Below are 25,073 nucleotides of genomic sequence, written 5' to 3'. Positions count from 1 at the left end.
GCCGGGTATGCGCTACTTAAGGCCGCTGGGCGATTCATGGGGACTTCTCAATTGACGCTGACACGCCGAGACGCCGTCGTTCTGCTGGGCGCGGGGACCGCGCTCGTCCCGACCGGGCTCGCCGCGCAAACGGCGGACGCGCCGCCTGCGCCTCCGCCGGGACCGGCGGCGTTCGACCATGGCGTGATCATCGAACGGGCGCGCAAGCTCGCCGCGGCGCCGTTCGATGCGCTCAAGGCGGAGCTGCCCAAGGCCCTCGCCGAGATGAGCTTCGACGCCTACCGCGACATCCGTTTCCGCCGGGAGAAGGCGTTCTTCGGCAAGTCGTCCAGCGGCTTCCGCATGGAGCTGTTTCACCTCGGCTTCCTCTACAAGGACCCGGTGATCGTGAACCTCGTGCGCGAGGGCGTCCCGGCCCCGATCCCGTACGACGCCTCGCTGTTCGACTTCGGCCAGACCAAGCTGTCCCAGAGGCTCTCGATCGACACCGGCTTCGCCGGGTTCCGGCTGCTCTATCCGCTGAACCGCCCGACCGTGATGGACGAACTCGGCGTGTTTCTCGGCGCGAGCTACTTCCGCGTTCTGGGCGCGGGCCAGCATTACGGCATCTCGGCGCGCGGGCTTGCGCTCGGCACCGGCGAGCCCGAGCCGGAAGAGTTCCCGCTGTTCCGCGAGTTCTGGGTGGAGGAGCCGAAAGCGGATGCGACGTCGCTCGTCGTGCACGCGCTGCTCGACAGCCCGTCCATCGCCGGCGCCTATCGCATGGTGCTGACGCCGGGCGATGAAACCACCGTCGACGTCGGCTCGACCCTGTTCCCGCGCACCGACGTGAAGAAGCTCGGCGTCGCGCCGCTCACCTCGATGTATTTCTACGGCGAGAACGACCGCCGGCATTACCGCGGCTACCGCCCCGAGGTGCACGATTCCGACGGGTTGCTGGTGAAGGCCGCCTCCGGCCAGGCGATCTGGCGGCCGCTGATGAACCCTGAGAGGCTGCAGAAGACGGCGTTCGGCGACGGCAACCTGCGCGGCTTCGGTCTTCTCCAGCGCGACCGGCTTTTCGAGCACTACCAGGATCTCGAGGTGCGCTACGACCTGCGCCCGAGCTACATGATCGAGCCGAGCGGCGACTGGGGGCCGGGGCGGGCGGAGCTCGTGGAGATCCCGACCGACAACGAGACCGCCGACAACATCGTCGCCTACTGGGTGCCGGACGCGCCGGCGGCCGCCGGGTCCACGCTGCGCTACTCCTACCGCATCCGGGCGCTGAAGCTCGCCGAGCGGGTGTCGCCGCAGGCGCGCGCGATCCACACCTTCGTCGCCGAGGCGCGGGCCTCGGGCGATCCCAATCCCGGGCCGGACCACGTCCGCCGCTTCATCGTCGATTTCGCCGGGGGCGACCTCGACTACTGGCTGGACGATCCGACCAAGGTGGTCACCGAGACCGGCGCGAGCCTCGGCAAGATCAACGCCGCCTTTGTGATGCCGAACAGGGAGATCGGCGGTTTCCGGCTGTTCCTCGATCACGAGCTCACCGAGCCGGGGACCAGCGCCGAGATCCGCGGCGTGCTCAAGGCCGGCGGCAAGACCTTGACCGAGACCTGGGTGTTCCAGTGGACCCGGCCCGCCTGAGCCGTTTTATTCCAAGGACCGCGGGCGCCTGATCGCGGTCGAGCTTCCGGGGGAGGGCCGTTGGACGTCCTGTTCATTCACAACAACTTCCCCGGCCAGTTCGTGCACATGGCGCAGGCCTTCGCACAGCGGCCGGGCGTGCGCGTCTTCGCGGTCGGCAGTCCCACGGCGCGCCCCCGCCAGGGCGTGATGCTCGCGCGCTACCCGATGCCGAAGGCCCCGCCGAAGCCCGGCCACCCCCTGGTCGAGCGCTTCACCTCGGACGTGGTGAGGGGCGAACTCGCCGGCGCTGCGATGCAGCGTCTCCGGCGCGAAGCGGGCTGCGATCCTGCGCTGGTCGTCGGCCATTCCGGCTGGGGCGAAACGCTGTTCGCGCGCGACATCTTTCCGGCGGCGAAGCAGGTCGTCTACAGCGAGTTCTTCTACAACTATCGGAACTCCGACGTCGGTTTCGATCCGGAGTTTCCGGACGGCGGGCTGCGGACCGCGGCCCGTATCCGCACCAAGAACGCCGGCATGCTGACGGCGCTCGCCGCCGCCGACATGGGCCTGTCGCCGACCGAGTGGCAGAAGCGCCAGCATCCCGACTTCCTGTGGGACAGGATTCAGGTCGCCCACGACGGGGTGGACGTGAACGCCGCCGCGCCGCACCCGGACGCGCAGTTCCGCCCGGCCGGCGTCGACCGGACGTTCACCCGGCACGACGAGATCATCACCTTCGTCAACCGGCAGCTCGAACCCTACCGCGGCTATCACGTCTTCATGCGGGCTCTGCCCGAGATCATGGCGAAGCGGCCGAACGCCCAGGTGCTGATCGTGGGCGGCGACGGCGTCGCCTACGGTCGGGCCGCGCCGGCCGGGACGACGTGGAAGGAGACTTATCTCGACGAGGTCAGGGGCCGGATCGATATGAGCCGGGTGCATTTTCTCGGGCAGGTTCCGAAGCCCGATTTCCTCGCGCTGCTGCAGATCTCGTCCTGCCACGTCTATCTGACCTATCCCTTCGTGCTGTCGTGGTCGCTGCTCGAGGCGATGGCGGCGGGATGCCTGATCGTCGGCTCCGACACCGCGCCGGTGCGCGAGGCCATCGTCGACGGCGTGAACGGCCGCCTGGTCGACTTCTTCGACGTCGTCGCCCTCGCCGAGACCGTGGCGCGGACGCTCGCGGAAAGGGACGCTCTCGGCGCCATGCGCCGGGCCGCCCGCCAGACCGCGCTCGCGACCTACGATCTACGCGTCTGCCTGACGCGTCAGATGGCGCTGCTCGACGGCCTTCTGGGCGCTCAATCCGCCCTTGAGGCGGCTCGGCCTGCGCTGGTCCCTGTCACCTGAAAGACACTGAGTCCCGGTCAGGCGCCCGGGCTGCGCGCGGCGGCGAAGCTTTCGCCGCCATTTAGCCGCAAAGCGCCGCCACCCCTGAACTTAACCTGCTGATCAGATTACGGTCTTTAAAGTAGAGCCGATCGGGGGATCGGGGCGTTCCGTCAGCAGGCCGCGTGCGTTCGGGTGTCGTTAAGCGTCGAGTGTTCGTCGACGCGGCGTGGTCGGATCCGCTTCCTCGGAACGTCGATGCGCGCGCCATATTCAGGACGCGCGACGGGGGCATAAGCGGGACCTATGGACGCCAAAGTCTTCGACAAATCGAGATTGCCGAGCCGGCATGTCACGGAAGGCCCGTCGCGGGCCCCGCACCGGTCGTATCTCTATGCGATGGGCCTGACCAAGGCGCAGATCCACCAGCCGCTGGTCGGCGTGGCGTCGTGCTGGAACGAGGCGGCGCCCTGCAATATTTCACTGATGCGCCAGGCGCAGGCGGTGAAGAAGGGCGTGGCGTCCGCCAACGGCACCCCCCGCGAGTTCTGCACCATCACCGTCACCGACGGCATCGCCATGGGCCACGAGGGCATGAAGTCCTCGCTCGCCTCCCGCGAGGTGATCGCGGACTCCGTCGAGCTTACCATGCGCGGGCACTGCTACGACGCGCTGGTCGGGCTCGCGGGCTGCGACAAGTCGCTTCCGGGCATGATGATGGCGATGGTGCGCCTCAACGTGCCGTCGATCTTCATCTACGGCGGCTCGATCCTGCCGGGCTCGTTCCGCGGCCAGCCGATCACCATCCAGGACGTGTTCGAAGCGGTCGGCAAGCACTCGGTCAACGCGATGTCGGACGCGGACCTCGACGAGATCGAGCAGGTCGCGTGCCCCTCCGCCGGCGCCTGCGGCGCGCAGTTCACCGCCAACACCATGGCGACGGTGTCCGAGGCCATCGGCCTCGCGCTGCCCTATTCGGCGGGCGCGCCGGCTCCCTACGAGATCCGCGACCGGTTCTGCATGACGGCCGGCGAGATGATCATGGAGCTGATCGCCCGCAACATCCGGCCGCGCGACATCGTCACCCGCAAGGCGCTCGAGAACGCGGCGACCGTGGTCGCGGCCTCCGGCGGCTCCACCAACGCGGCCCTGCATCTCCCGGCGATCGCCCATGAGGCGGGCATCGAGTTCGACCTGTTCGACGTCGCCGAGATCTTCAAGCGCACGCCTTACGTCGCGGACCTCAAGCCCGGCGGCCGGTACGTCGCCAAGGACCTGTTCGAGGTCGGCGGCGTGCCGCTGCTGATGAAGACGCTGCTCGACCACGGCTTCCTGCACGGCGACTGCCTCACCGTCACCGGCCGCACCATCGCCGAGAACATGGCGTCGGTGCGCTGGAACCCGGACCAGGACGTCATCCTCCCGGCGGACAAGCCGCTGACGAAGACCGGCGGCGTGGTCGGCCTCCGCGGCAACCTCGCCCCGGACGGCGCGATCGTGAAGGTCGCGGGCATGACCAACCAGACCTTCTCCGGACCGGCGCGCTGCTTCGACAGCGAGGAGGAGTGCTACGAGGCGGTCACGAACAAGAGCTACAAGGAAGGCGAAGTCCTCGTCATCCGCTACGAGGGTCCGCGCGGCGGGCCCGGCATGCGCGAGATGCTGTCGACCACCGCAGCCCTCTACGGTCAGGGCATGGGCGACAAGGTCGCGCTGATCACCGACGGCCGGTTTTCCGGCGCCACCCGCGGCTTCTGCATCGGCCACGTCGGCCCCGAAGCCGCCGTCGGGGGGCCGATCGGCCTGCTGCGCGACGGCGACGTGATCACGATCGACGCCGTCGCCGGCACGCTCGACGTCGCGCTCACCGACGCCGAACTCGACGCCCGCCGGCAGGACTGGACGCCGCGCGACCACGGCTTCGGGTCGGGCGCGCTCTGGAAATACGCGCAGGGCGTGGGCCCGGCGCGCGAGGGGGCGGTGACCCATCCGGGCGCCAAGTTCGAGCGGCGCGCCTATGCGGACGTGTAAGCGCCTTCCCTGCCTCGCCTTCGCGGTGTTGGCGCTGTTCGGCGGCTCCACCGCCGCGCGCGCTTTCGAGGGCACGAGCTCCAAGAAGCAGCCGTCGCCGTTCGAGCAGTTCCGGACCGGCGCGCAGGCCTACCTCGCCGGCGACAAGGCTGGCGCCCTGACCTCGCTGATCGACGCCGCAAACCGCGGCCACGCGATGGCGCAGTGGAAGCTCGGCCGCATGTACGCCGAGGGCGACGGCGTCGAGCGCGACGACGTCAAGGCGTTCGACTATTTCAGCCAGATCGCCAACGCCCACGCCGACGACGCGCCGGACACGGTGCAGGCGCGGTTCGTGGCGAACTCCTTCGTGGCGCTCGGCAACTACTATCTCGACGGCATCGCGAACAGCCCGATCACGGCCGACGCCGAACGGGCGCGCGAGATGTTCTCCTACGCCGCCTCCTACTTCGGCGACCCCGACGCGCAGTACAATCTGGCCCGCATGTACCTCGACGGGCAGAGCGTGAAGAAGGACGTGCGGCAGGCGGCCCGCTGGCTTGGCCTCGCCGCCAACAAGGGCCAGCGCGACGCGCAGGCCGTGCTCGGCCACCTGCTGTTCAACGGCGGGGAGGTGCCCCGGCAGGCCGCGCGCGGGCTGATGTGGCTGACGCTCGCCAAGGAAGCGGCGGGCGATCAGGACCGGTGGATCGTCGAGCTCTACGACAAGGCCATGGACGCCGCGACCGAGGACGAGCGCGCCTCGTCCGCGAGCTACGTCAACGCCTGGCTGAAGGACCGCGGCTGACATCCGGCGGCCGGTCGTCCGCGCCGCGGACTGCGCTTCCTACCGCTCCGCCTGCAGCCCTCGGCCCCACGACCGTCGAGCTTTCTGGCGCGGTCGCGCGTCGGGCGAGGCGAGAGGGGCGGGGTCGGTCGCTGTCACGGCGAGGCTCCGAAGGACGGGCGGGCTGAGCGCGTCCTTCAGGTGTCGCGCAGCGGCGGGGCGCTCCGAAGGCGCCGACGCGTCGTTTCGTATCGCTACGCGGCCCGTACGTTGCTGAGGAACTGCCGCACCTCGCGGCTGAGGTTGTCCGACTGACGCGACAGGTCGTCGGCGGCCTGGGCCACGTCGCCGGCGGCCGCGCCGGCCTCGCCCGCCGTGCGGGCGACCTGGGCGATGTCCGAGGTCATCGCCTGCGATCCGGCCGAGGCCTGGTCCATGCTGCGGACGATCTCCTGCGTCGTGACGTTCTGCTCCTCGACCGCCGAGGCGATCGTCGTCGACACCTCGTTCATGGCCTGGATCTGGTGGGCGATCTCCTGGATCGCGCGCGACGCGTCGCCGGTCGTCTGGCGGATCAGGGCGACGTGCTGGCCGATCTCGGCGGTCGCGCGGGTGGTCTGGTTCGCGAGCTCCTTGACCTCCGAGGCCACGACCGCGAAGCCGCGCCCCGCTTCGCCGGCGCGCGCCGCCTCGATGGTGGCGTTGAGCGCCAGCAGGTTGGTCTGGCTCGCGATCTGGGCCACGAGGTCGACGACGTCGCCGATCCTCATCGCCGCGGTCGAGAGCTCGGAGATCGTGCGCTCGGCCGTCGAGGCCCCATCGACGGCGCGCGAGGACATCACCGCCGCCTGCTCCACGCGGCCTGCGATCTCATGGATGGTCTTGGCGAGCTCTTCGGCGGCCGAGGCGACGACGTTGACGTTGCCCGCCGTCTGCTCGGCCGTGGAGGCGACCGAGGCGGAGCGCTGCGAGGTTCCGTCCACGGTGGCGCGCATGGTCCGCGCGGCCGATTGCAGGCCGCCGATCGACAGCGTCACGTCCGACACGATGCCGCCGACGGACTGCTCGAAGCGGTCGGCGAGCTCCCGCAGCATCGTCCGGCGGGCCTCCTCCTCGCGCAGGCGTCCGGCCTCGGTGGTCTTGAGCTGCTGGGCCGCCTCTTCGAGCGACATGTCGCGGATCGTCACGACAGCGCGGGCGATGTCGCCGATCTCGTCGGAGCGGCGGCTGCCGGGCACCTCGGCGAGGTCCTTGCGGGCGGCGAGGGCCTTCAGCGCCGTCGTCAGCGCGCCGAGCGGGCCTACGATGGAGCGGGCCAGGATCATACCGAGCAGAGCGGTGAGGGCCAGCACGGCGGCGGCGGTGATCGCCAGCGTCCGGGTCAGCGTGGTCGCCGCGGCGACGGCTTCGTCGGTCGTCTGAGCGGCGACGATCGTCCAGGGCGCGCCCAGCACGTCCATGGGGGTGGCGACCGCCATCCGCGCCACGCCGTCGCGCTCGAAGGTGAAGGGCTCCGCGTCCTTCGTCGCCTCAGCGGACAGGCCGAGCCGGGCGGCGGGGTCGCCCGCGTGCGCCTCGATCGCGAGCGGCGGGTCGCTGCGGAGAGCGCCGTCGGCGCCGATCGCGAGCGCCTCGCCGGTCGCGCCGAGGCCGGCGCGCTTCGACAGCGTCTGGTCGAACAGCGCCGGCGACAGCCGCATCAGCACGTAGCCGGTGCGCTCGGAGGCCTGGGCGGAGCCCATCGCGACGTTCGCGCGCTTGGTCATGGGACGGCCGATGAAGGCGGAGGGACCCTCGCCGGCGGGGTAGGCCGCGAAGTCCTGGAAGACGACGGCGTCGTCGGGGCCGGCCTTCAGCGTGTCGTAGAGCCGCGCGAGGCCGGTGCCGGCGAGCGCGGCGTCCGACAGCGCCGCGCCGAAGTCGGCGCCCTTGGTGGTGGTGTAGACGACGCGCCCGTCGGCGTTCAGGAAGACCAGGTCGGCGTAGCCGGGCTGGGCGATCAGCTTGCGGGCGACCTCCTGCACCTTGGCGTGGCGGCGGCCGTAGGTCGTGTTGGTCTCGGCGCCGTCGACGGCGACCCGCCCGGCGACATCCGGCGCGCTCTGGAAGGCGGCTTTCAACTGGTCGAAGTCCGGGCGGCTCGGGTCGAGATTTTCCGCGATGTCGCCGAAGTTCTGCTGCACGAGCGGATGCGCCGCGACGGCGACGAAGTCCGCCTTTGCCCGCTCCGCCAGCAGCCCGACGCTTTCGCTGCGGGCGACGGCGGCCGAGCGCAGCCGCTGGTTCGCCTCGTCGACCAGGCCCTGCTTCGCGGCGTGCCAACTGAGCACGCCCATCAGGCCGGCGCTGAGCAGCGCGAGGCCGATGGTGGTGGCGGGCAGGCGCACTTTCAGCGTCGAGAGGATAGACACGGGACCACCGGGACAGCGTTGAGGGGCAGGCCGCGATTCTGCCCCGCCGGCGCTTAATCAACGCTTATGATCTGCAACCCGAGCGCGTCCCGGAACGTGCGGCGCCGCTATCCGAACGCGAATTCCGCGACTACCGGGACATGGTCCGACGGCCGTTCCCACGCTCGTACGTGCTTGTCGATCCGCGTCGTGACCAGCCGGTCGGCGGCCTGCGGCGAGAGCAGCAGGTGGTCGATGCGGATGCCGTCGTTCTTCTGCCAGGCGCCGGCCTGATAGTCCCAGAAACTGTAGAGCCCCTCGGCGTCGTCGCAGGCGCGGACGGCCTCCGTGAGGCCGAGCGCGAGCAGCTTGCGCCAGGAGGCGCGGGTGTCGGGACGGAACAGGGCGTCCTCCACCCAGGCGTCGGGACGCCTGGCGTCGGCGCGGGCGGGAATCACGTTGTAGTCGCCGGCGATGATCAGCGGCTCCTCGAGCCGGAGCCGATCTGCGGCGTAGGCGCGCAGGCGCTCCATCCAGGCGAGCTTGTAGTCGTATTTCGGCCCCGGCGCGGGGTTGCCGTTCGGAAGATAGATGCCGGCGACGCGCACCGCCCCCGACGGCGCCGAGACCACCGCCTCGATGAAGCGGGCGTGGTCGTCGCCGTCGTCGCCGGGCAGGCGGGGCGTCACGTCCTCGAGCGGCAGGCGCGAGAGGATGGCGACGCCGTTGTAGGTCTTCTGGCCATGGACGGCGACGTGGTAGCCGGCGTCCTCGATGGCGGCGCGCGGGAACGCCTCGTCCACGCACTTGATTTCCTGCAGGCACACGACGTCTGGCTTCGCCTCGGCGAGCCAGCGCAGCAGCAGGTCGAGCCGGGACTTGACCGAGTTGACGTTCCAGGTGGCGATCTGCACGGGGCGGTCCTCCGGAGCGGGCGGCGCGTGCGCCAGACCTAACGGTCTTGGCGACGGCCCGCGAGGGCGCAGGCAGAAAAAAAGGCCGCCCGACAAGCGAGCGGCCCAAGTCTAGGGAGGAAACGCCCAAAGGAGGGCTGCAAGACGGCTCGCGAAAGCGCTCGCCGTCGTACGAACCCTAAGTGGCCCGCCGCCGCCGAAATGCCAAGGCCAAAAGGCGCGCTTTGGGTGCGCTATTGTTTCGCAGCGAAAATGAACGGTTGACCGCCCGTTGGAAACTCACGGTTCGCGGTGACGAGGCGCACGTCGCCGCTGATCGCTGCGGGACGGTTTCGCCGCCTTGCAGCATCGTCATTCCCAAGTTTACTCGAGGCATGACGCTCGACTCCTCTAGGCGAGGGCCGACGTTCCGAACGATCTCAGATCGCGAAGCTGGTGCCGCAGCCGCAGGAGGCGGTCGCGTTGGGGTTGCGGATCTGGAACGAGGCGCCGATCAACTCGTCGACGAAGTCGATCTCGGACCCCGCGAGATAGGGCAATGACACCGGGTCGATCAGCACGGTGGCGCCGTCGCGGCTGATGACGAGGTCGTCCGCCTGGGCGGTGACGTCAAAGCCGAAGTCGTAGCTGAAGCCGGAGCAGCCGCCGCCGAGGACGCTGACGCGGAGCTTCGAGCCCGGCGCCTCGTCGGCGAGGATCTCCTTGATGCGGCCGGCCGCGCGCTCCGTCATCGAGACGGGAGCGACGGGGGCGTCGAGGGTTGCGGTGGTCATGGACCGGGTGCCTGCCTTGGTCGCGCCGGCGGGGCGTCGGGATCGGGCTGGACCCGATCGAGCGCCAACGTCGCGCGACGTGTTGCGCATGGTTTCATGCAAGAGGTAAGCACGCGCGGCGGGACGGTCAACGCGGAGGCTGCGTGCGAGCCGCATGAAGGAGCAGGGCATGGACGTCCCGGCGATCGACGTGACGGCGTGGATCCTGCGCCCGCGCGCCTCTTACGCCGCCGATCCCACCCGCGGCCGCGGCCGGCTGACCCACGAACCCGCAAGCCCGACCCGCACCGATTTCCAGCGCGACCGGGACCGGGTGCTGCATTCGACCTCGTTCCGGCGGCTGAAGCACAAGACGCAGGTCTTCGTCTACCACGAGGGCGACCACTTCCGGACGCGCCTCACCCACACGCTCGAAGTCGCACAGATCGCGCGCTCGATCGCCCGCGCGCTCGGCCTCGACGAGGACCTCGCGGAGACGATCGCTCTCAGCCACGACATCGGCCACCCGCCGTTCGGCCACGCCGGCGAAAAGGCCCTCGACGCCTGCATGGCGGGGCATGGCGGCTTCGACCACAACGCCCAGTCGCTGCGCGCGCTGACCAAGCTCGAGAAGCGCTACGCCGACTACGACGGCCTGAACCTCACCTTCGAGTCGCTTGAAGGCGTGGTGAAGCACAACGGGCCGCTGCTGGACGCGGAGGGTCGGACCGTCGGCGCCTACGCCGGGCGTCCGCTGCCCGCGGCGCTCGTCGAATACGCGGCTGTCCATGATCTCGGCCTCGACACGCATGCGACGGCGGAGGCGCAGGCCGCCGCCATCGCCGACGACATCGCCTACGACGCCCACGACATCGACGACGGCCTGCGGGCGGGACTGATCACCCTCGACGACCTGTCGGGCTCGCAATTGCTGGCCGACATCATGGCGGAGGTGCGCGATCGCCATCCCGGCCTCGACCACGCCCGCACGGTGCACGAGATCGTTCGCCGCGTGATCACTCGGCTGGTGGAGAACGCGATCGGGGAGGGCGCCCGGCGGCTCGCGCCGTTCGTCGGGCGCGACGTCGACGCGGTGCGCGCCGCAGGCCGGCCGCTGATCGCGTTCTCGCCCGCCATGGCGGAGGCCGAGCGCGAGCTGAAGCGGCTGATGTTCGCGAAGCTCTACCGCCACCCCTACCTGAACCGCGTGATGGCGGACGCCCGTCAGGTGGTGACCGATCTCTACGGCGCCTACGCCGCCGACCCGAAGGCCCTGCCGCCGGAGTGGGCGCGGGCCGAAGCCTCCGACGCGCCCGCCCGCCGCCCGCGGCTCGTGGCGGACTTCATCGCCGGCATGACCGATCGTTACGCGTTGTCCGAACACGCCCGGCTGTTTGACGCGACCCCGGAATTGCGTTAGCCGCCGACCTCTCCGACGAGGCCCCGCATCCCCATGAACGTTTTCGCCGACTTCGCCGCGCGCCTGCGCTCGATCCTCGAAGCGCTCGCCGCCGAAGGCGCGATCGGGCGCGTGCCCGACCTCGCCAGGGTGGTGGTCGAGCCGCCGCGCGATCCGAGCCACGGCGATCTCGCCACCAACGCGGCGCTTGCGCTGTCGAAGGAGCTCGGGGTCAAGCCGCGCGACCTCGCGGAGAAGATCGCGGCGAAGCTCGCCGAGCAGCCGGACGTGGCCGCGACCAGCGTCGCGGGCCCCGGCTTCGTCAATCTCACGCTGACGCCCGCTTACCTCCACGGCGTCCTCGGCGCCGCGCTCGCCGCCGGCCTCGACTACGGCAAGCCGGATGCGGCGAGCGGGACCAGGGTCAACGTCGAGTATGTCTCGGCGAACCCCACCGGGCCGATGCACGTCGGGCACTGCCGTGGCGCGGTGTTCGGGGATTCGCTCGCGAGCCTGCTCGCCTTCGCCGGCGAGGACGTGACGCGCGAGTACTACATCAACGACGCCGGCGCGCAGGTCGACGTGCTGGCCCGCTCCGCCTTCCTCCGCTACCGCGAGGCGCTGGGCGAGGAGATCGGCGCCGTGCCGGAAGGGCTCTATCCCGGCGACTACCTCAAGCCGGTCGGCCAGACGCTGGCGCAGCGGTTCGGCCCGTCGCTGCTCGACACGCCGGAGGCGGACTGGCTGCCGACGGTCAAGAACATCACGATCGACGCCATGATGGCGATGATCCGCGACGACCTCGCGGCGTTGAACATCCGCCACGACGTGTTCTTCTCCGAGCGCACGCTGCATGGGCCGGACGGCCCGATCGTGCGCACGGTCGAGGAGCTGAAGCGGCAAGGGCTCGTCTACGAAGGCGTGCTGGCGCCGCCGAAGGGCGAGCTGCCGGACGACTGGGAGGAGCGCGAGCAGACGCTGTTCCGCGCGACCGAGTTCGGCGACGACGTCGACCGCCCGCTGATGAAGTCGGACCGCTCCTACACCTACTTCGCCGCCGACGTGGCCTACTTCCGTTCGAAGTTCGAACGCGGCTTCCGCGAGATGGTGTTCGTGCTGGGCGCGGACCACGGCGGCTACGTCAAGCGCCTCGAGGCGGTAGGGCGCGCGCTCTCCGGCGGGACCGCGAAGGTCTCCGTGGAGCTCTGCCAGCTCGTGCGCCTGTTCCGGGCGGGCGAGCCGGTGCGCATGTCGAAGCGCGCGGGCGACTTCGTCACGCTGCGCGACGTGGTCGACGAGGTCGGCCGCGACGCGGTGCGCTTCATGATGCTGTTCCGCTCGAACGACGCGGTGCTCGACTTCGACTTCGCGAAGGTCACCGAGCAGTCGCGCGACAACCCGGTGTTCTACGTGCAGTACGCCCACGCCCGGGCTCAATCGATCCTGCGCAAGGGCGCGGAGGTCGCCGGACACGACGGCGCGCCGGACCTCGCGCTACTGACCGACCCCGGCGAACTCGATCTGATCAAGCGGCTCGCGCAGTGGCCGCGCATCGTCGAGCAGGCCGCCCAGGCGCGGCAGCCGCACCGGGTCGCGTTCTATCTGCACGATCTCGCGAGCGACCTGCACGCCCACTGGAACCGCGGCAAAGACTCGCCTGATTTACGGTTCATTATGGAAAACAATCCATTATTGACCTGCGCTCGTCTGGCGCTGGTCCGCGCGCTGGCCTTGGTGCTCGCGGCGGGTCTTGGTATTCTCGGCGTGGCGGCCCCCGACGAGATGAGGTGAGGGTCCGAAGGTTGGGACTCTGAGAAGGGGCCGTCTGGGGCGTCGTTCCTTGCGGCTTGCGGAGACCGACAAATGCAGAAGCAGGCAGTTCGGCGCGGCGTCGATCATGACGACCGCGGCCAGGCTTACGTCGATGATCGGACGGGCGTCATGAACGAGTACGACGGCCAGCGCCGCGCCACCTCCGACCTCGGCCTCCGGCCGGGCGATCACTACCCCGCGGCCGACGATCAGCGCGATCTCTACGCCGACGCCGAGCCGCAGGAGTACGACCCGCGCGCCTACGCGCCGAACCCGGACGAGCCCTACGGCTACGACGCCGACGGCAACCCGCTCTATTACGAATCCTACGACGAGCGCCGCGTGCGCTCCGGCCGCAGCGGCATGGTGCTCGTCGCGGCCGTGCTGGGCGTCGCGCTGCTCGGCGGCGGCGGGGTCTACGCCTACCGGATGATGAGCCACGGCGGTTTCGGCGGCGAGCCGCCGCTGATCAAGGCCGAGACCGATCCGGTCAAGACCGTGCCCGATGCGCCCGCCGCCACGGACACGCACCAGAACAAGCAGATCTACGACCGCGTCGAGGCCACCGCGCCGGCGAAGTCGAAGGTTGTGTCGCGCGAAGAGCAGCCGGTCGAGCTGCCGGCCTCGCCGACCTCCACGCCCCGCGCCGACGGCGCCCGGGTGATCCTGCCCGGCGGTCCGGCTGCGGCCGAACCGACCGCGCCCTCGACGATGGGCAGCGAGCCGCGCCGCGTGAAGACGGTCGAAATCCGTCCCGACGGCGGCTTCGGCGGCGCCCCGGCGCCGGCTCAGCCGCAGGCCGCAGCGCCCGCGAACGACCCGATCGGCCAGGCGGCCGCGACCGGCCAGGCCCCGGCCGGCGAATTCGACAACGGCATCATGAACGACGGATCGGCCGCCGCGCCGGCCCGCGAGCAGACCGCCGCGGTTCCGGTGCCGCGGCCCCGCCCGGCGGCGCCCGCGCAGGCCGCCGCGCCCCGTCCCGCGGCTCCGGCGCAGACTGCGGCGCGTCCGGCGGCGCCTGCGCAGACGCAGCAGCCTGTCGCGCCTCCCCAGCAGCAGGTCGCCGCCGTCGCGCCGCGCGCCCAGGTTCCGGCGACGGCGCCGCGCCCCTCGGCCTCCGGCGGCTTCGTGGTGCAGGTCACCTCGCAGCGCTCCGAAGCCGACGCCCGCGCCGCCTACGCCGCGCTCCAGCGCAAGTTCCCCGGCGTGCTGGGCCAGTACGGCGCCAACATCCAGTCGGCGAACGTCGGCGATCGCGGCACCTACTACCGCGTCCGCGTCGGACCTTTCGCGGACGGCGGCCAGGCCTCGACCCTCTGCAACAACCTCCGCTCCGCCGGCGGCGACTGCGTCGTCTCCCGCAACTGACGCCTCCCGTCCGGAGGCCTTTGGAGGCCGCGCCCGGCGCGCGGCCTGAGAAGCGGAACCGCTGATGCCTGCGCGCGCCTTCATCGTCGGATGCTCCGGACTGGCCCTCACCGCCGACGAGCGCGCCTTCCTGCGCGACGCCGAGCCATGGGGGCTGATCCTGTTCGGCCGCAACGTCGGCGACGCCGAACAGATCCGCGCCCTCGTCGACGACTTCCGCGACGCGGTCGGCCACGCCGACGCGCCGGTGCTGATCGACCAGGAGGGCGGCCGCGTCCAGCGCATCCGCCCGCCGCTCGCGCGGTCCCACCCGCCCGCCGCGCGCTACGGCGAGCTCTACGCCCGCGACCCGGAGGCCGGCGTCGCCGCCGCCCGCATCGGGGCCGAACTGATGGCGGGGGAGCTCGTCGCCATGGGGATCACCGTCGACTGCCTGCCCGTGCTCGACCTGCCGGTCGACGGCATGACCCAGGCGATCGGCGACCGCGCCTACGCCGACGCGCCCGAGGCGGTCGCGGCGCTCGGCCAGGCGGTGATCGAGGGGATGCTCGCCGGCGGCGTCCTGCCGGTGATCAAGCACATGCCCGGCCACGGCCGGGCCACCGTCGACAGCCACTATCACCTGCCGCGCGTGACCGCCGACCGGGCGACGCTGGAGGCCCGCGACTTCGCGCCGTTCCGCGCGCTGAACCGCGCGCCGGTGGGGATGACCGGCCACCTCGTGTTCGAGGCCATCGACCCGGATCGCCCGGCGACGCTGTCCCCGATCGTGCTGTCCGAGATCGTCCGCGGCTGCATCGGCTTCGACGGGCTGCTGATGAGCGACGACCTCTCCATGAAGGCGCTGTCCGGCCCGGTGGGCGCGAGCGCCGTGGGCGCGCTTGCGGCGGGCTGCGACCTCGCCTTGCATTGCAACGGCGACATGGGCGAAATGCGGGAGGTCGCGGCTGCGGCGCCGCGGCTCGCAGGCCGCTCGGCCGAACGGGCGGCGGCGGCGCTCGCTTTGATCGCGACCCCGGCCGGCGCCGACCTCGTGGCGCTCGCGGACCAGCGCGACCGCCTGCTCGAGCGCGCCACGGCCTGACGCCGCCGGAGACCGAGACCCATGGCCGTTCCCGGCGTGGAAGGGCCTGACCCCGTGTTCGAGGCCGATGAGCGGCCCGAAGAGGCGCGCGCGGCCTTCGTGGTCGATCTCGACGGCTTCGAAGGCCCGCTCGACCTGCTGCTCGATCTCGCGCGCCGGCAGAAGGTCGACCTCGCGCGCCTCTCGATCCTGGACCTCGCCGACCAGTACCTCGCCTTCGTGGAGGCGGCGCGCGCGGAGCGGCTCGACCTCGCGGCCGACTACCTCGTGATGGCGGCGTGGCTCGCCTATCTGAAATCCCGGCTGCTGCTGCCCGATCCGCCGGCGGACGACGACGAGCCCCCCGCCGAGATCGTCGCCGCGGCGCTCGCCTTTCGCCTGCGCCGTCTGGAGGCGATGCGCGCGGCGGGCGCGGCGCTGGTCGACCGGCCTCTGCTCGGCCGCGACGTCTTCCCGCGCGGCGAGGAGCCGGAGGAGGGCGAGGGGCGCCGACCGCACTGGACCGCGAGTCTCTACGACCTGCTGTCGGCCTACGCCCGCCAGCGCACCCGCACCTTCTCCGCGCCCGTCACCATCGCGCGGCGGCCGCACTGGACGCTCGCGGAAGCCCGCGCCGCGCTGGAGCGCCTCGTCGGCCCCGCGGCGGACTGGGCGCGGCTCGACGGTCTGCTGCTCGGCTTCATGACGCCGGAGCTGCGCGCCTCGGTGCTGGCGTCCGGCCTCGGCGCGTCGCTTGAGCTGGCGCGCGAGGGACGCATGGACCTCCGGCAGGAGCGCGCCTTCGGGCCGCTGTTCGTGCGCTCCGCCGCTCCGCTCGCTCCCACGCCTTCGGAACGGTCGTGACCGAGCGCGACACGCCCAGCCGCTTCGCGCCGAGGGGCGCGAACGAGCCGCCGCTGCCGCTCGAGGGGTTCGGCGGCACGCTGAGCCCCGACGACGTCGCCCGCGCGCCGGAGCTGCACCTGCGGATCCTCGAAGCCGTGCTGTTCGCGGCGCGCGCGCCGGTGGAGGAGGCGGCGCTCGCCGCGCGGCTGCCCGACGGCGCGGACGTTCGCGCGGCGCTGCGGGTGCTGGCCCACCGCTATGCCGGCCGCGGCGTGAACCTCAGGCGGATCGAGCGCGCCTGGGCCTTCCGCACCGCCCCCGATGTGGCGGCGTCGCTGTCGGAGGCGATCGTCGAGCCGAAGAAGCTGTCGCGCGCCGCGATCGAGACGCTCGCGATCATCGCCTACCACCAGCCGACGACGCGGGCCGAGATCGAGGAGATTCGCGGCGTCGCGACCTCCAAGGGCACGCTCGACGCGCTGCTGGAGGCCGGCTTCGTGCGCCTGCGCGGGCGCCGCCGCTCCCCCGGACGGCCGGTCACCTTCGGCACGACGCCCGCCTTCCTCGACCATTTCGGCCTCGAACAGGTCTCCGACCTTCCCGGCCTTGACGAACTGAAGGCGGCGGGGCTTCTCGACGCCCGGCTCCCGCCGGGGCTCGCCATGCCGCAGCCGTCCGACGATCCGGGGCTCGCCCCGGACGAGGAGCCGCTGGGCGCGGACGATCCCTTCGCCGCGCTCGAGATCGGCGACGGGGAGGAGTGACGGATGCAGACCCCAGACGACCGACCGGCGGCCACCGACCGGCGGCGACCGAGGCCGGGCCGCCGATGAATGCCGCCGCGTCCGCCGCGCGTCCCCTCGTTCCCCGCGCTGACCCCGCCGCGCTCGCCTTCGACGACGTCTCCCACGCCTATGGCCGCACCGTCGCGGTCGACCACGTGTCGCTCGAGGTGCGCCCCGGCGCGGTGGTGGCGCTGCTGGGGGAATCCGGCTGCGGCAAGACCACGCTGCTGCGCATCGCGGCGGGGGTCGAGCGGCCGGGCGGCGGCGCGGTGCGGCTGGACGGACGCGTGGTCTCGGCCGGACCCGGCTACCTGCCGCCGGAGAGGCGCGGCGTCGGCCTGATGTTCCAGGACTACGCGCTGTTTCCGCACATGACCGTGCTCGCCAATGTGCTGTTCGGGCTCAAGGCCCTGCCGCGCGCCGAGGCCGACGCGCGGGCGAGGGCGGCGCTCGCCCGCGTCGGGATGTCGGCCCATGTCGGTCGCTACCCCACCGAACTCTCCGGCGGGCAGCAGCAGCGGGTGGCGCTCGCCCGCGCCATCGCGCCGCGGCCCCGCGTGCTGTTGATGGACGAGCCGTTCTCCGGCCTCGACAAGCGCCTGCGCGACGCGGTGCGCGACGAGACCGTCGCCGTGCTGCGCGAGACCGGCGCGACGGCGGTGATCGTCACCCACGATCCGGAGGAGGCGATGCGCATGGCCGACGAGATCGTGCTGATGCGGGGAGGGCGCGTGGCGCAGGCGGGCGCCCCCGAGGCGCTCTACCGGGCTCCAGTCGATCTCTTCGTCGCGCGCTTCTTCTCGGAGCTCAACGAACTGCCCGCGGTCGTGCGCGCCGGCCGCGCGCACTGCGCGCTCGGCGAACTTCCTGCGAAGGGCGTCCCGGACGGCGCGGCGGTGGTCGCGGTGCGGCCGCAGGGGCTGCGCATCGGCGCGAGGGGAACGGGAGAGCCTGCGCGAATCGTCGCGCGGCGATTCCTGGGCGACGCGGAGCAGATCGAGCTCTTAGTCGATGGTCTAACGGCGCGGCTCAGGGCGCGAGTGCGGCCCGGCGGCGACGCATCGCCCGGGACTGACGTCGCCGTGACGCTGGACGCATCGGAAACCCTTGTGTTCATGGCGGGCGGCGCCTAGTTTCCGGAGCGACAGGCGGCGCGCCGCCGGACGCTCGCGCGCGGGCGAGGTCCTGACTGCCGCTTCGAAAGGGAATGTCATGAGTCTCACGCATTGGTTGGTCGTCGCCGTGCTGGTGATGCTGCTGTTCGGCCGCGGGAAGATTTCCGAGCTCATGGGCGACATGGCCAAGGGCATCAAGAGCTTCAAGAAAGGCCTCGCCGAGGACGACGACGTCGCGGAGGGCATGTCCCAGAACAACCGGCCGGCGCAGCCGATCGAGCACCGCGCCGACGCGCAGGTCCGCCCCGGCGTCGGCAGCGTCGACGGCAGCAAGTCCTGACGTCGGAGTCCTGACGTTCAAGTCCTGACGTCGAGGTCTCCTGCTGCGGGCGTCGTCCCGCTGGCGGCGCCTCGGCTGAGCGCCCCTGACGGGGGCTGAGCCTCATGTTCGACATCGCCTGGTCTGAGTTTCTGGTCGTCGCGGTCGTGGCGCTTGTCGTCGTGGGCCCGAAGGACCTGCCTGCGCTGCTGCGCAACGTCGGGCGCATGGTTGCGACCGTCCGGCGGATGGCCGGCGAGTTCCAGACCCAGTTCAACGACGCCATGCGCGAAGCCGAACTGGACGACCTCAAGCGCGAGGTGACCGGCCTCAAGGACATCGCGTCCAAGGCCGCCTCCTCGCCGAACCCGTTCCAGATCGCCCGCGACGAGATCCGCAAGGCGGTCGACTCCAAGCCGGCTGCGCCGTCCGCGCTGGCGGGCGAGGCGGCCTCGTCGTCCTCGGTCGACGACCTGCCGATCCCCTCGGCGCTCGCGCCGTCGCCGAGCGCGGAGGACGGCGCGACCGACGCGGACGTCGTCGCGTCCGCCATGTCGGGCATCGAGACCCCCGCCGCGCCGAACGGCGCTACGCCCCCCGTCGCAGGACCCGACGTCGCAGGACCCATGGACGCCGAGCCCGCTCACGCGCCGTCCCCCGCGCCCGCCGAACCTCCTCAGTCTTCGAGCCCCGCTTCGTGAGCCAAGCCGACATCGACTCCACCAAGGCGCCGCTGATCGAGCACCTGATCGAGCTGCGTTCGCGGCTCATCCGGTCGATCCTCGCCTTCGCGATCGCCTTCGGCCTCTGCTTCGCCGTCGCCGGGCACATCTTCAACCTGCTGCTCGTGCCCTACGAGATCGCCGCCGGCTCGGCCGAGGCAATCCGGCTGCAGTACACCGCGCCGCAGGAGTATTTCATCACGCAGATCAAGCTCGCCATGTTCGGCGCGGGCTTCATCTCGTTCCCGATCGTCGCGAACCAGATCTACAAGTTCGTGGCCCCCGGCCTCTACAAGAACGAGCGCTCGGCCTTCCTGCCGTATCTGGTGGCGACGCCGGTGCTGTTCCTGATGGGCGCGGCCTTCGTCTATTTCGCCGCGATGCCGCTCGCGATGCGGTTCTTCCTGTCGATGCAGCAGGCGGGCGGCGACGGCCACGCCTCGATCGAGCTGATCGCACGCACCAGCGAGTACCTCTCGCTGGTCATGACGCTGATCTTCGCCTTCGGCATCTGCTTCCAGACGCCGGTGATCCTGACGCTGCTCGCCCGGGCCGGCTTCATCGACTCGCAGTGGCTCAAGGACAAGCGGCGCTACGCCATCGTGGTGGTGTTCGCGATCGCCGCGGTGCTGACGCCGCCCGACGTGATCAGCCAGGTCGCGCTTGCCGTGCCGACGATCCTTTTGTACGAGGCCTCGATCGTCGTCGTGAAAATGGTCGAGAAGAAGCGCGCCGAGGCTGAGAAGGCCGAAGGTTCGCCGGACTAGGCCGTGGGCGTTCTCGCCTCCGACGCGACGACGCCGGTTGGTTGAGATTTCAAACCCTTAGGTCCGTTTCTCCATGCACGACATCCGCCTGATCCGCGACGATCCCGAGAGCTTCGACCGTGGGCTCGCGCGGCGCGGACTGACGCCGCTGAGCGGTCGGCTGGTCGCGCTCGACGAACGCCGGCGCGAGGTCATCGGCCGCCTGCAGGCGATCCAGGAGCGCCGCAACGCCGCCTCAAAGGAGGTCGGCCAGGCCAAGGCGCAGAAGGACGAGGCCCGCGCCGCCGCCCTGATCGAGGAGGTGGCGAAGCTCAAGCTGGACGCGCCCGCGGCCGAGGCCGAGCAGAAGGCGATCGAGCAGGAGCTCGAGGCGACGCTCGCCGAGATCCCGAACATTCCACTCGACGAGGTGCCGGACGGCCCGGACGAGACCGCGAACGTCGAGCGTCACCGCATCGGCACGCCGCGCGAGATCGACGCCCCCAAGGCGCACTACGACCTCGGCGAGGCGCTCGGCCTGATCGACTTCGAGGCCGCCTCGCGCATGTCGGGCGCGCGCTTCGCGGTGCTCAAGGGCCAGGTGGCGCGGCTCGAGCGCGCGCTCGCGGGCTTCATGCTCGACCTTCACACCACCGAGCACGGCTACACCGAAATTGCGCCCCCGCTGCTTGTGCGCGACGAGGCCATGTTCGGCACCGGTCAGCTCCCGAAGTTCCAAGAGGACCTTTTCTCGACACGTCCTGAAGTGCAGGGAACGCTGCCGGATGGAGGCATTTTCACGAGTCCTCTTGGAGAGGAGGGGAAAGCCTATGGGCGCCGGCTTTGGTTGATCCCGACGGCCGAAGTCTCGCTCACAAATCTCGTCCGCGATCAGATTGTTTCTGAGGATGCGCTTCCTCTCCGTCTAACCGCTGCAACACCGTCGTTCCGCGCCGAAGCCGGCGCCGCGGGCCGGGACACGCGTGGGCTGATCCGCCAGCACCAGTTCACCAAGGTCGAGCTGGTCTCGGTCACCACGCCGGAGAAGAGCCTCGAGGAGCACGAGCGCATGCTGGCTTGCGCCGAGGAGGTGCTGAAGCGTCTGGAGCTGCCGTTCCGCACCATGACGCTCTGCACCGGCGACATGGGCTTCGCCTCGCGCAAGACCTACGACATCGAGGTCTGGCTGCCGGCGCAGAAGACCTACCGCGAGATTTCGAGCTGCTCGGTCTGCGGCGACTTCCAGGCGCGGCGCATGAACGCGCGCTACCGCCCGGCGGAGGCCAAGGGTCCGCGCTTCGTCCACACGCTGAACGGCTCCGGCGTCGCGGTCGGCCGCGCGCTGGTCGCGGTGCTGGAGAACTACCAGCAGCCGGACGGCTCGATCGCCGTGCCCGCCGCGCTGCAGCCCTATATGGGCGGGCTGACGACGATCGGGCGGGCGTGAGGACGCTCGCCGAAGCACGCACCGACCGGAGAGCCGCCTGCGCATGAGAATTCTCCTCACCAACGACGACGGAATCCACGCCGAGGGCCTCGAGGCGCTGGAGCAGATCGCGCTGCAGCTGTCGGACGACGTCTGGGTGGTCGCGCCCGAGACCGACCAGTCCGGCGCCTCGCATTCGATCTCGCTGAGCGACCCGCTCCGGCTGCGCCAGATCGGCGAGAAGCGCTTCGCCGTCCGCGGCACGCCGAGCGACTGCGTGATCATGGGCGTGCGGCACGTGCTCTACGACGCGCGGCCGGACCTGATCCTGTCGGGCGTCAACCGCGGCCAGAACGTCGCCGAGGACGTCACCTATTCCGGCACCATCGCGGGCGCGATCGAGGGCACGCTGCTCGGCGTGCCGTCGATCGCGCTGTCGCAGAACTACGACCGCACGCGCGGCCTCGAGGACATGTACGCCTCCGCGCGGGTCCACGGCGCCGACGTCGTCCGCCGCGTCATCAAGGCGGGCTTCGCCCCCGACCGGCTGGTCAACGTCAACTTCCCCGGCTGCGCGCCGGAGGAGGTGCAAGGGGTGGCGGTCAGCTCGCAGGGCAAGCGCAACCAGGAGCTGCTGCGGATCGAGCAGCGCGAGGACGGCCGCGGGCAGGCCTATTTCTGGATCGCCTTCGGCCGCGCGCCGGTCGAGGCCGGGGAGGGCACCGACCTCGCCGCGATCCGCGACCGGCAGATCTCGGTCACCCCGCTGAAGATCGACCTGACCGACCACGACACCTTCGACGGCCTGCGCGCCGCCTTCGCCGACGCCTGAGGGGCCGATGACCGAGGCGCGCGACGAGGCCGAACGCACCCGCCGCGCCGAGCTCGTGCTCAAGCTGCGCTCGCGCGGCGTCCGCGACATGCGGCTCCTGCGCGCGATCGAGATGATCCCGCGGACGCTGTTCGTGCGCGCCGAGCACGCCGACGTCGCCTACGCCGACCGCGCGCTGCCCATCGCCTGCGGGCAGACGCTCGAATCGCCGTTCCAGATCGCGGCGACGACGGAGGCCTTGGGCGTCGGGGAAGCCGACGTGGTGCTCGAGATCGGCTGCGGCACCGGCTACCAGACCGCGATCCTCGCCAGCCTCGCGAATCGCGTCGTCGCGATCGACCGCTGGCGCGGGCTCGTCGAGGCGGCGGAGAAGCGCCTCGAGCGGCTCGGAGGCGCGCCGAACGTGGCCTTCGTCGCCGCCGACGGCCTCCAGGGCCGCGCGCCCGAGGCACCGTTCGACCGCATCCTGATCTCGGGCGCCGTGATCGCCCCGCCGTCGGCGCTGCTCAACCAGCTGAAGCCGGGCGGTGTGATGCTGGCGCCGATCGGGCAGGGCGCGCGCCTGCGCCTCACCCGCTTCCGCAAGGGCGCGAACGGCGAGGTCGACGACAGCCTGGTCGCCTTCGTCCGGGCCTCCCCGATGACGCCGGGGATGGCCGCGGCTCTCTGAGGGCGATCCGTCAGCTCGGGCGAAACCGGAGCGGGTTCTTCCCTTCTCCCCACGCGTGAGGGGGTGGCGGAGCGCCGGATGAGGGGTCGTCCGGGGGCATCCTGAACGGTGACGAGGATGTCCCAGGCGACCCCTCACCCTTACCCTCTCCCGCAAGGGGAGAGGGGGGACCACGACGTGGCGCGTGGTCTTGAACTGGCCAGCCTAGCTCCGCCGCGGACGACACGCGCTCTTTCCCTTCTCCCCTTGCGGGAGAAGGTGGCGCGGAGCGCCGGATGAGGGGTCGTCTGGGACATCCGCGGGCGCGGAGAGGGGGCCCCGCCGACACCTTATCCTTACCCTCTTCCGCGAGGGGCGAGGGGTCCCCGGCGCCGCGCATGGTCTCGATCGCCCGCCTCCGCCGCTCCCCCCTTCGTGAAAAGACTTGCGGCGCCTTCGTGGCTTTTCGCTCCGAAGCTAACCGTATGTTTACCTCAACGCCTCTTTACTACGTTCATGTTGGTCGAAGTCGTTGCGAGTGTCCCACATGCGTAATGTCGTTCCGTGCCTCCGCGCCAAGCTGCTGGCGCGGGCCGCTCTCATCGCCTTCGCCGCGAGCGGCGTGGCCGCCTGCAGCTCGGACTCCAGCCGCTTCGGCGAGTCCCCGTTCTCCAACCCGTTCGCGTCGTCCTCGTCGTCGGAGCCGAGCTACCGGGCCCCGGCCGAGCCGCGCTACACCGGCACGGTCCGTGCGGCGCCCACCAGCCGCATCGAGCGCGCTCCGCTCGGCGCGCCGAGCCCCGCCCAGGCGGCGCCCATGCGCGGCTTCGGCGGCCAGCAGAGCTACAACCAGCCGCGCTCGGGCTCCTATGAGCCGCAGAGCACCGGCTCCATCCCGTCGGTCTCCCGCACGGCGATCGCCCGTCCGGCGCCGTCCGTCTCTTCGGCCTCGTCCAACTGGAGCGCGGAGGGCGGATCGACCGTCACGCTCGCCCAGGGCGAGAGCGTCCACACCCTGTCGCAGCGCTACGGCGTGCCGGCGAGCGCCATCATGCAGGCGAACGGCCTGTCGAGCGCCAACGCCGTCGGCCCCGGCTCGCGCGTCGTGATCCCGGTCTACTCCAGCGCCGGCTCCCGCATGGGCGCCGCGGCCCCGGTCGTCGAGGCTCCCGCCCGCGTCGCCGCCGCGCCGCTCCAGGCTCCGGTGCGCGCTCCCACGGCGGTCCCCGCCCGCACGGCCTCCGCCCGGACGAGCGTCCACACCGTCGCCCCGGGCGAGACCCTGTCGTCGCTCTCCCGTCAGTACGGCGTGAGCCGGACCGCGCTCGCCGACGCGAACGGCATCGCGCCGGACACGATGGTCCGCATCGGCCAGAAGATCAGCGTGCCGGGCGGCGGCCAGCAGATGGCGGCCGCGCCGGTCGCGGCGCCCGCCAACGGCCGCGAGCCCAAGATGCAGTTCGTCCAGGGCGCGCAAGCCAAGGGCATGGCTCCGGTCGCGGCGCCGGCCGAGCCGGTCCGCACCGCGCAGGCCCCGGCGCTCAAGCCGAGCGTGCCCGGCGCCGACCCGCAGGCCCGCGCCTTCGCCGGCGCGCCGACCAAGCCGAGCGCCGCGCCTGAGCCGTCCGAGCAGGTCAAGACCGCGTCGATCAAGGTCGACGCGACCCCTGAAGCGGCGCCCTCCGGCCCGTCCTTCCGCTGGCCGGTCCGCGGCCGCGTGATCTCCGGCTACGGCTCGAAGGCCAGCGGCGCGACCAATGACGGCATCAACCTCGCGGTGCCGGAAGGCACCGACGTGAAGGCCTCCGACGACGGCGTCGTGGCCTACGCCGGCAGCGAGCTGAAGGGCTTCGGCAACCTCGTGCTGATCCGCCACTCGAACGGCTGGGTCACGGCCTACGCCCACAACAGCGCGCTGGAAGTGAAGCGCGGCGAAACCATCCGCCGCGGCCAGATCATCGCGAAGTCCGGCTCCACCGGCAACGTGACCTCGCCGCAGCTGCACTTCGAAGTCCGCAAGGGCGCCCAGGCGGTCGACCCGATGCAGCACCTCGCCGGCATCTGACGCCGCGCTCCAGATCGACATGCGAACCCGGGCGGCCGAGAGGCCGTCCGGGTTTTCGCGTTTTTAAGGCCTGGGCCCCCGCGGATTGATTCAGATCGGGCGCGTCGTCATGCCCGCGCCTTCGCGC

Annotated in this window: 21 protein-coding genes; 18 read left to right on the top strand and 3 right to left on the bottom strand. The window is 71.3% G+C overall.

Going from position 1 to position 25,073, the window contains the following annotated elements; translation table 11 throughout:
* Positions 1-51 precede the first annotated feature (51 nt).
* The 4 genes from JOD31_RS03200 (at position 52) to JOD31_RS03185 (ending at position 5,761) form a co-directional block, all read left to right on the top strand.
* Positions 52-1,632 carry an OpgD/OpgG family glucan biosynthesis protein gene (locus JOD31_RS03200; RefSeq protein WP_204948849.1) on the top strand — a complete coding sequence of 527 codons (1,581 nt, stop codon included), beginning with the start codon at positions 52-54 and terminating at the stop codon, positions 1,630-1,632.
* Between the two features lie 60 nt (positions 1,633-1,692).
* Positions 1,693-2,964 carry a glycosyltransferase gene (locus JOD31_RS03195; RefSeq protein ID WP_204948848.1) on the top strand — a complete coding sequence of 424 codons (1,272 nt, stop codon included), beginning with the start codon at positions 1,693-1,695 and terminating at the stop codon, positions 2,962-2,964.
* Positions 2,965-3,249: 285 nt separating this feature from the next.
* Entirely contained in the window at positions 3,250-4,974 is a 1,725-nt protein-coding gene (gene ilvD, locus JOD31_RS03190; RefSeq protein WP_204948847.1) for a dihydroxy-acid dehydratase, read from the top strand.
* A complete protein-coding gene (locus tag JOD31_RS03185; protein ID WP_204948846.1) occupies positions 4,961-5,761 on the top strand; it encodes a tetratricopeptide repeat protein in 801 nt (266 codons plus the stop codon). Before ilvD ends, JOD31_RS03185 begins: the two co-directional genes overlap by 14 nt.
* A 233-nt stretch (positions 5,762-5,994) precedes the next feature.
* Here JOD31_RS03185 and JOD31_RS03180 read toward each other — a convergent pair whose 3' ends face one another.
* From JOD31_RS03180 to erpA, 3 genes are all read right to left on the bottom strand, one after another.
* A complete protein-coding gene (locus tag JOD31_RS03180; protein ID WP_271206152.1) occupies positions 5,995-8,151 on the bottom strand; it encodes a methyl-accepting chemotaxis protein in 2,157 nt (718 codons plus the stop codon).
* 107 nt (positions 8,152-8,258) lie between these two features.
* Positions 8,259-9,044 carry an exodeoxyribonuclease III gene (xth, locus tag JOD31_RS03175; RefSeq protein ID WP_204948845.1) on the bottom strand — a complete coding sequence of 262 codons (786 nt, stop codon included), beginning with the start codon at positions 9,042-9,044 and terminating at the stop codon, positions 8,259-8,261.
* A gap of 419 nt (positions 9,045-9,463) precedes the next feature.
* On the bottom strand, positions 9,464-9,817 hold the full coding sequence (gene erpA / locus JOD31_RS03170) for an iron-sulfur cluster insertion protein ErpA (RefSeq protein WP_204948844.1): 354 nt from the start codon (positions 9,815-9,817) through the stop codon (positions 9,464-9,466).
* A 169-nt stretch (positions 9,818-9,986) separates the two neighbouring features.
* On the opposite strand from erpA, the gene JOD31_RS03165 reads away from it, so the two are divergent.
* The 14 genes from JOD31_RS03165 (at position 9,987) to JOD31_RS03100 (ending at position 24,946) form a co-directional block, all read left to right on the top strand.
* Positions 9,987-11,216: a deoxyguanosinetriphosphate triphosphohydrolase gene (locus JOD31_RS03165; RefSeq protein WP_246482313.1), complete on the top strand. Its 1,230-nt coding sequence runs from the start codon at positions 9,987-9,989 to the stop codon at positions 11,214-11,216.
* A gap of 33 nt (positions 11,217-11,249) precedes the next feature.
* Positions 11,250-12,986: an arginine--tRNA ligase gene (gene argS / locus JOD31_RS03160; protein WP_204948842.1), complete on the top strand. Its 1,737-nt coding sequence runs from the start codon at positions 11,250-11,252 to the stop codon at positions 12,984-12,986.
* Between the two features lie 72 nt (positions 12,987-13,058).
* Positions 13,059-14,378, top strand: coding sequence for an SPOR domain-containing protein (locus JOD31_RS03155; protein WP_204948841.1), 1,320 nt, complete (start codon positions 13,059-13,061; stop codon positions 14,376-14,378).
* 64 nt (positions 14,379-14,442) lie between these two features.
* A complete protein-coding gene (gene nagZ / locus JOD31_RS03150) occupies positions 14,443-15,462 on the top strand; it encodes a beta-N-acetylhexosaminidase (protein WP_204948840.1) in 1,020 nt (339 codons plus the stop codon).
* Between the two features lie 21 nt (positions 15,463-15,483).
* On the top strand, positions 15,484-16,305 hold the full coding sequence (locus tag JOD31_RS03145; RefSeq protein ID WP_210341293.1) for a segregation and condensation protein A: 822 nt from the start codon (positions 15,484-15,486) through the stop codon (positions 16,303-16,305).
* Positions 16,302-17,051, top strand: a complete 750-nt coding sequence (scpB, locus tag JOD31_RS03140; RefSeq protein WP_204948839.1) for an SMC-Scp complex subunit ScpB — start codon at positions 16,302-16,304, stop codon at positions 17,049-17,051. Before JOD31_RS03145 ends, scpB begins: the two co-directional genes overlap by 4 nt.
* 65 nt (positions 17,052-17,116) lie before the next feature.
* Positions 17,117-18,205, top strand: coding sequence for an ABC transporter ATP-binding protein (locus tag JOD31_RS03135; protein WP_204948838.1), 1,089 nt, complete (start codon positions 17,117-17,119; stop codon positions 18,203-18,205).
* A 79-nt stretch (positions 18,206-18,284) separates the two neighbouring features.
* The gene (locus JOD31_RS03130; RefSeq protein WP_204948837.1) at positions 18,285-18,527 is read left to right on the top strand and encodes a twin-arginine translocase TatA/TatE family subunit; all 243 of its coding nucleotides are present in this window, start codon (positions 18,285-18,287) and stop codon (positions 18,525-18,527) included.
* Between the two features lie 104 nt (positions 18,528-18,631).
* Complete coding sequence (tatB, locus tag JOD31_RS03125) at positions 18,632-19,207, top strand: Sec-independent protein translocase protein TatB (RefSeq protein WP_204948836.1); 576 nt, start codon at positions 18,632-18,634, stop codon at positions 19,205-19,207.
* A complete protein-coding gene (gene tatC, locus JOD31_RS03120; protein WP_020184704.1) occupies positions 19,204-19,995 on the top strand; it encodes a twin-arginine translocase subunit TatC in 792 nt (263 codons plus the stop codon). Before tatB ends, tatC begins: the two co-directional genes overlap by 4 nt.
* A gap of 73 nt (positions 19,996-20,068) precedes the next feature.
* Entirely contained in the window at positions 20,069-21,421 is a 1,353-nt protein-coding gene (gene serS, locus JOD31_RS03115; protein WP_204948835.1) for a serine--tRNA ligase, read from the top strand.
* 43 nt (positions 21,422-21,464) lie between these two features.
* A complete protein-coding gene (gene surE / locus JOD31_RS03110; protein WP_204948834.1) occupies positions 21,465-22,232 on the top strand; it encodes a 5'/3'-nucleotidase SurE in 768 nt (255 codons plus the stop codon).
* Between the two features lie 7 nt (positions 22,233-22,239).
* Positions 22,240-22,902, top strand: a complete 663-nt coding sequence (locus JOD31_RS03105; RefSeq protein WP_204948833.1) for a protein-L-isoaspartate(D-aspartate) O-methyltransferase — start codon at positions 22,240-22,242, stop codon at positions 22,900-22,902.
* A 526-nt stretch (positions 22,903-23,428) separates the two neighbouring features.
* A complete protein-coding gene (locus tag JOD31_RS03100; protein ID WP_210341292.1) occupies positions 23,429-24,946 on the top strand; it encodes a peptidoglycan DD-metalloendopeptidase family protein in 1,518 nt (505 codons plus the stop codon).
* Positions 24,947-25,073 lie beyond the last annotated feature (127 nt).

The organism is Methylopila capsulata (assembly GCF_016907975.1).
GTDB lineage: Bacteria > Pseudomonadota > Alphaproteobacteria > Rhizobiales > Methylopilaceae > Methylopila > Methylopila capsulata.
Note: the sequence above shows the minus strand (reverse complement) of the source record. Positions and strands in the feature narration are given on the sequence as shown.

What these genes read in the sequence shown, in the direction of transcription:
- ilvD (WP_204948847.1), top strand. Translation starts at nt 3,250, where the DNA reads ATGGACGCCAAAGTCTTCGACAAATCGAGATTGCCGAGCCGGCATGTC.
- JOD31_RS03145 (WP_210341293.1), top strand. Translation starts at nt 15,484, where the DNA reads ATGGCCGTTCCCGGCGTGGAAGGGCCTGACCCCGTGTTCGAGGCCGAT.
- JOD31_RS03185 (WP_204948846.1), top strand. Translation starts at nt 4,961, where the DNA reads ATGCGGACGTGTAAGCGCCTTCCCTGCCTCGCCTTCGCGGTGTTGGCG.
- JOD31_RS03165 (WP_246482313.1), top strand. Translation starts at nt 9,987, where the DNA reads ATGGACGTCCCGGCGATCGACGTGACGGCGTGGATCCTGCGCCCGCGC.
- JOD31_RS03100 (WP_210341292.1), top strand. Translation starts at nt 23,429, where the DNA reads ATGCGTAATGTCGTTCCGTGCCTCCGCGCCAAGCTGCTGGCGCGGGCC.
- erpA (WP_204948844.1), bottom strand. Translation starts at nt 9,817, where the DNA reads ATGACCACCGCAACCCTCGACGCCCCCGTCGCTCCCGTCTCGATGACG.
- JOD31_RS03130 (WP_204948837.1), top strand. Translation starts at nt 18,285, where the DNA reads ATGAGTCTCACGCATTGGTTGGTCGTCGCCGTGCTGGTGATGCTGCTG.
- JOD31_RS03155 (WP_204948841.1), top strand. Translation starts at nt 13,059, where the DNA reads ATGCAGAAGCAGGCAGTTCGGCGCGGCGTCGATCATGACGACCGCGGC.
- serS (WP_204948835.1), top strand. Translation starts at nt 20,069, where the DNA reads ATGCACGACATCCGCCTGATCCGCGACGATCCCGAGAGCTTCGACCGT.
- surE (WP_204948834.1), top strand. Translation starts at nt 21,465, where the DNA reads ATGAGAATTCTCCTCACCAACGACGACGGAATCCACGCCGAGGGCCTC.
- tatB (WP_204948836.1), top strand. Translation starts at nt 18,632, where the DNA reads ATGTTCGACATCGCCTGGTCTGAGTTTCTGGTCGTCGCGGTCGTGGCG.
- JOD31_RS03105 (WP_204948833.1), top strand. Translation starts at nt 22,240, where the DNA reads ATGACCGAGGCGCGCGACGAGGCCGAACGCACCCGCCGCGCCGAGCTC.
- JOD31_RS03135 (WP_204948838.1), top strand. Translation starts at nt 17,117, where the DNA reads ATGAATGCCGCCGCGTCCGCCGCGCGTCCCCTCGTTCCCCGCGCTGAC.
- nagZ (WP_204948840.1), top strand. Translation starts at nt 14,443, where the DNA reads ATGCCTGCGCGCGCCTTCATCGTCGGATGCTCCGGACTGGCCCTCACC.
- argS (WP_204948842.1), top strand. Translation starts at nt 11,250, where the DNA reads ATGAACGTTTTCGCCGACTTCGCCGCGCGCCTGCGCTCGATCCTCGAA.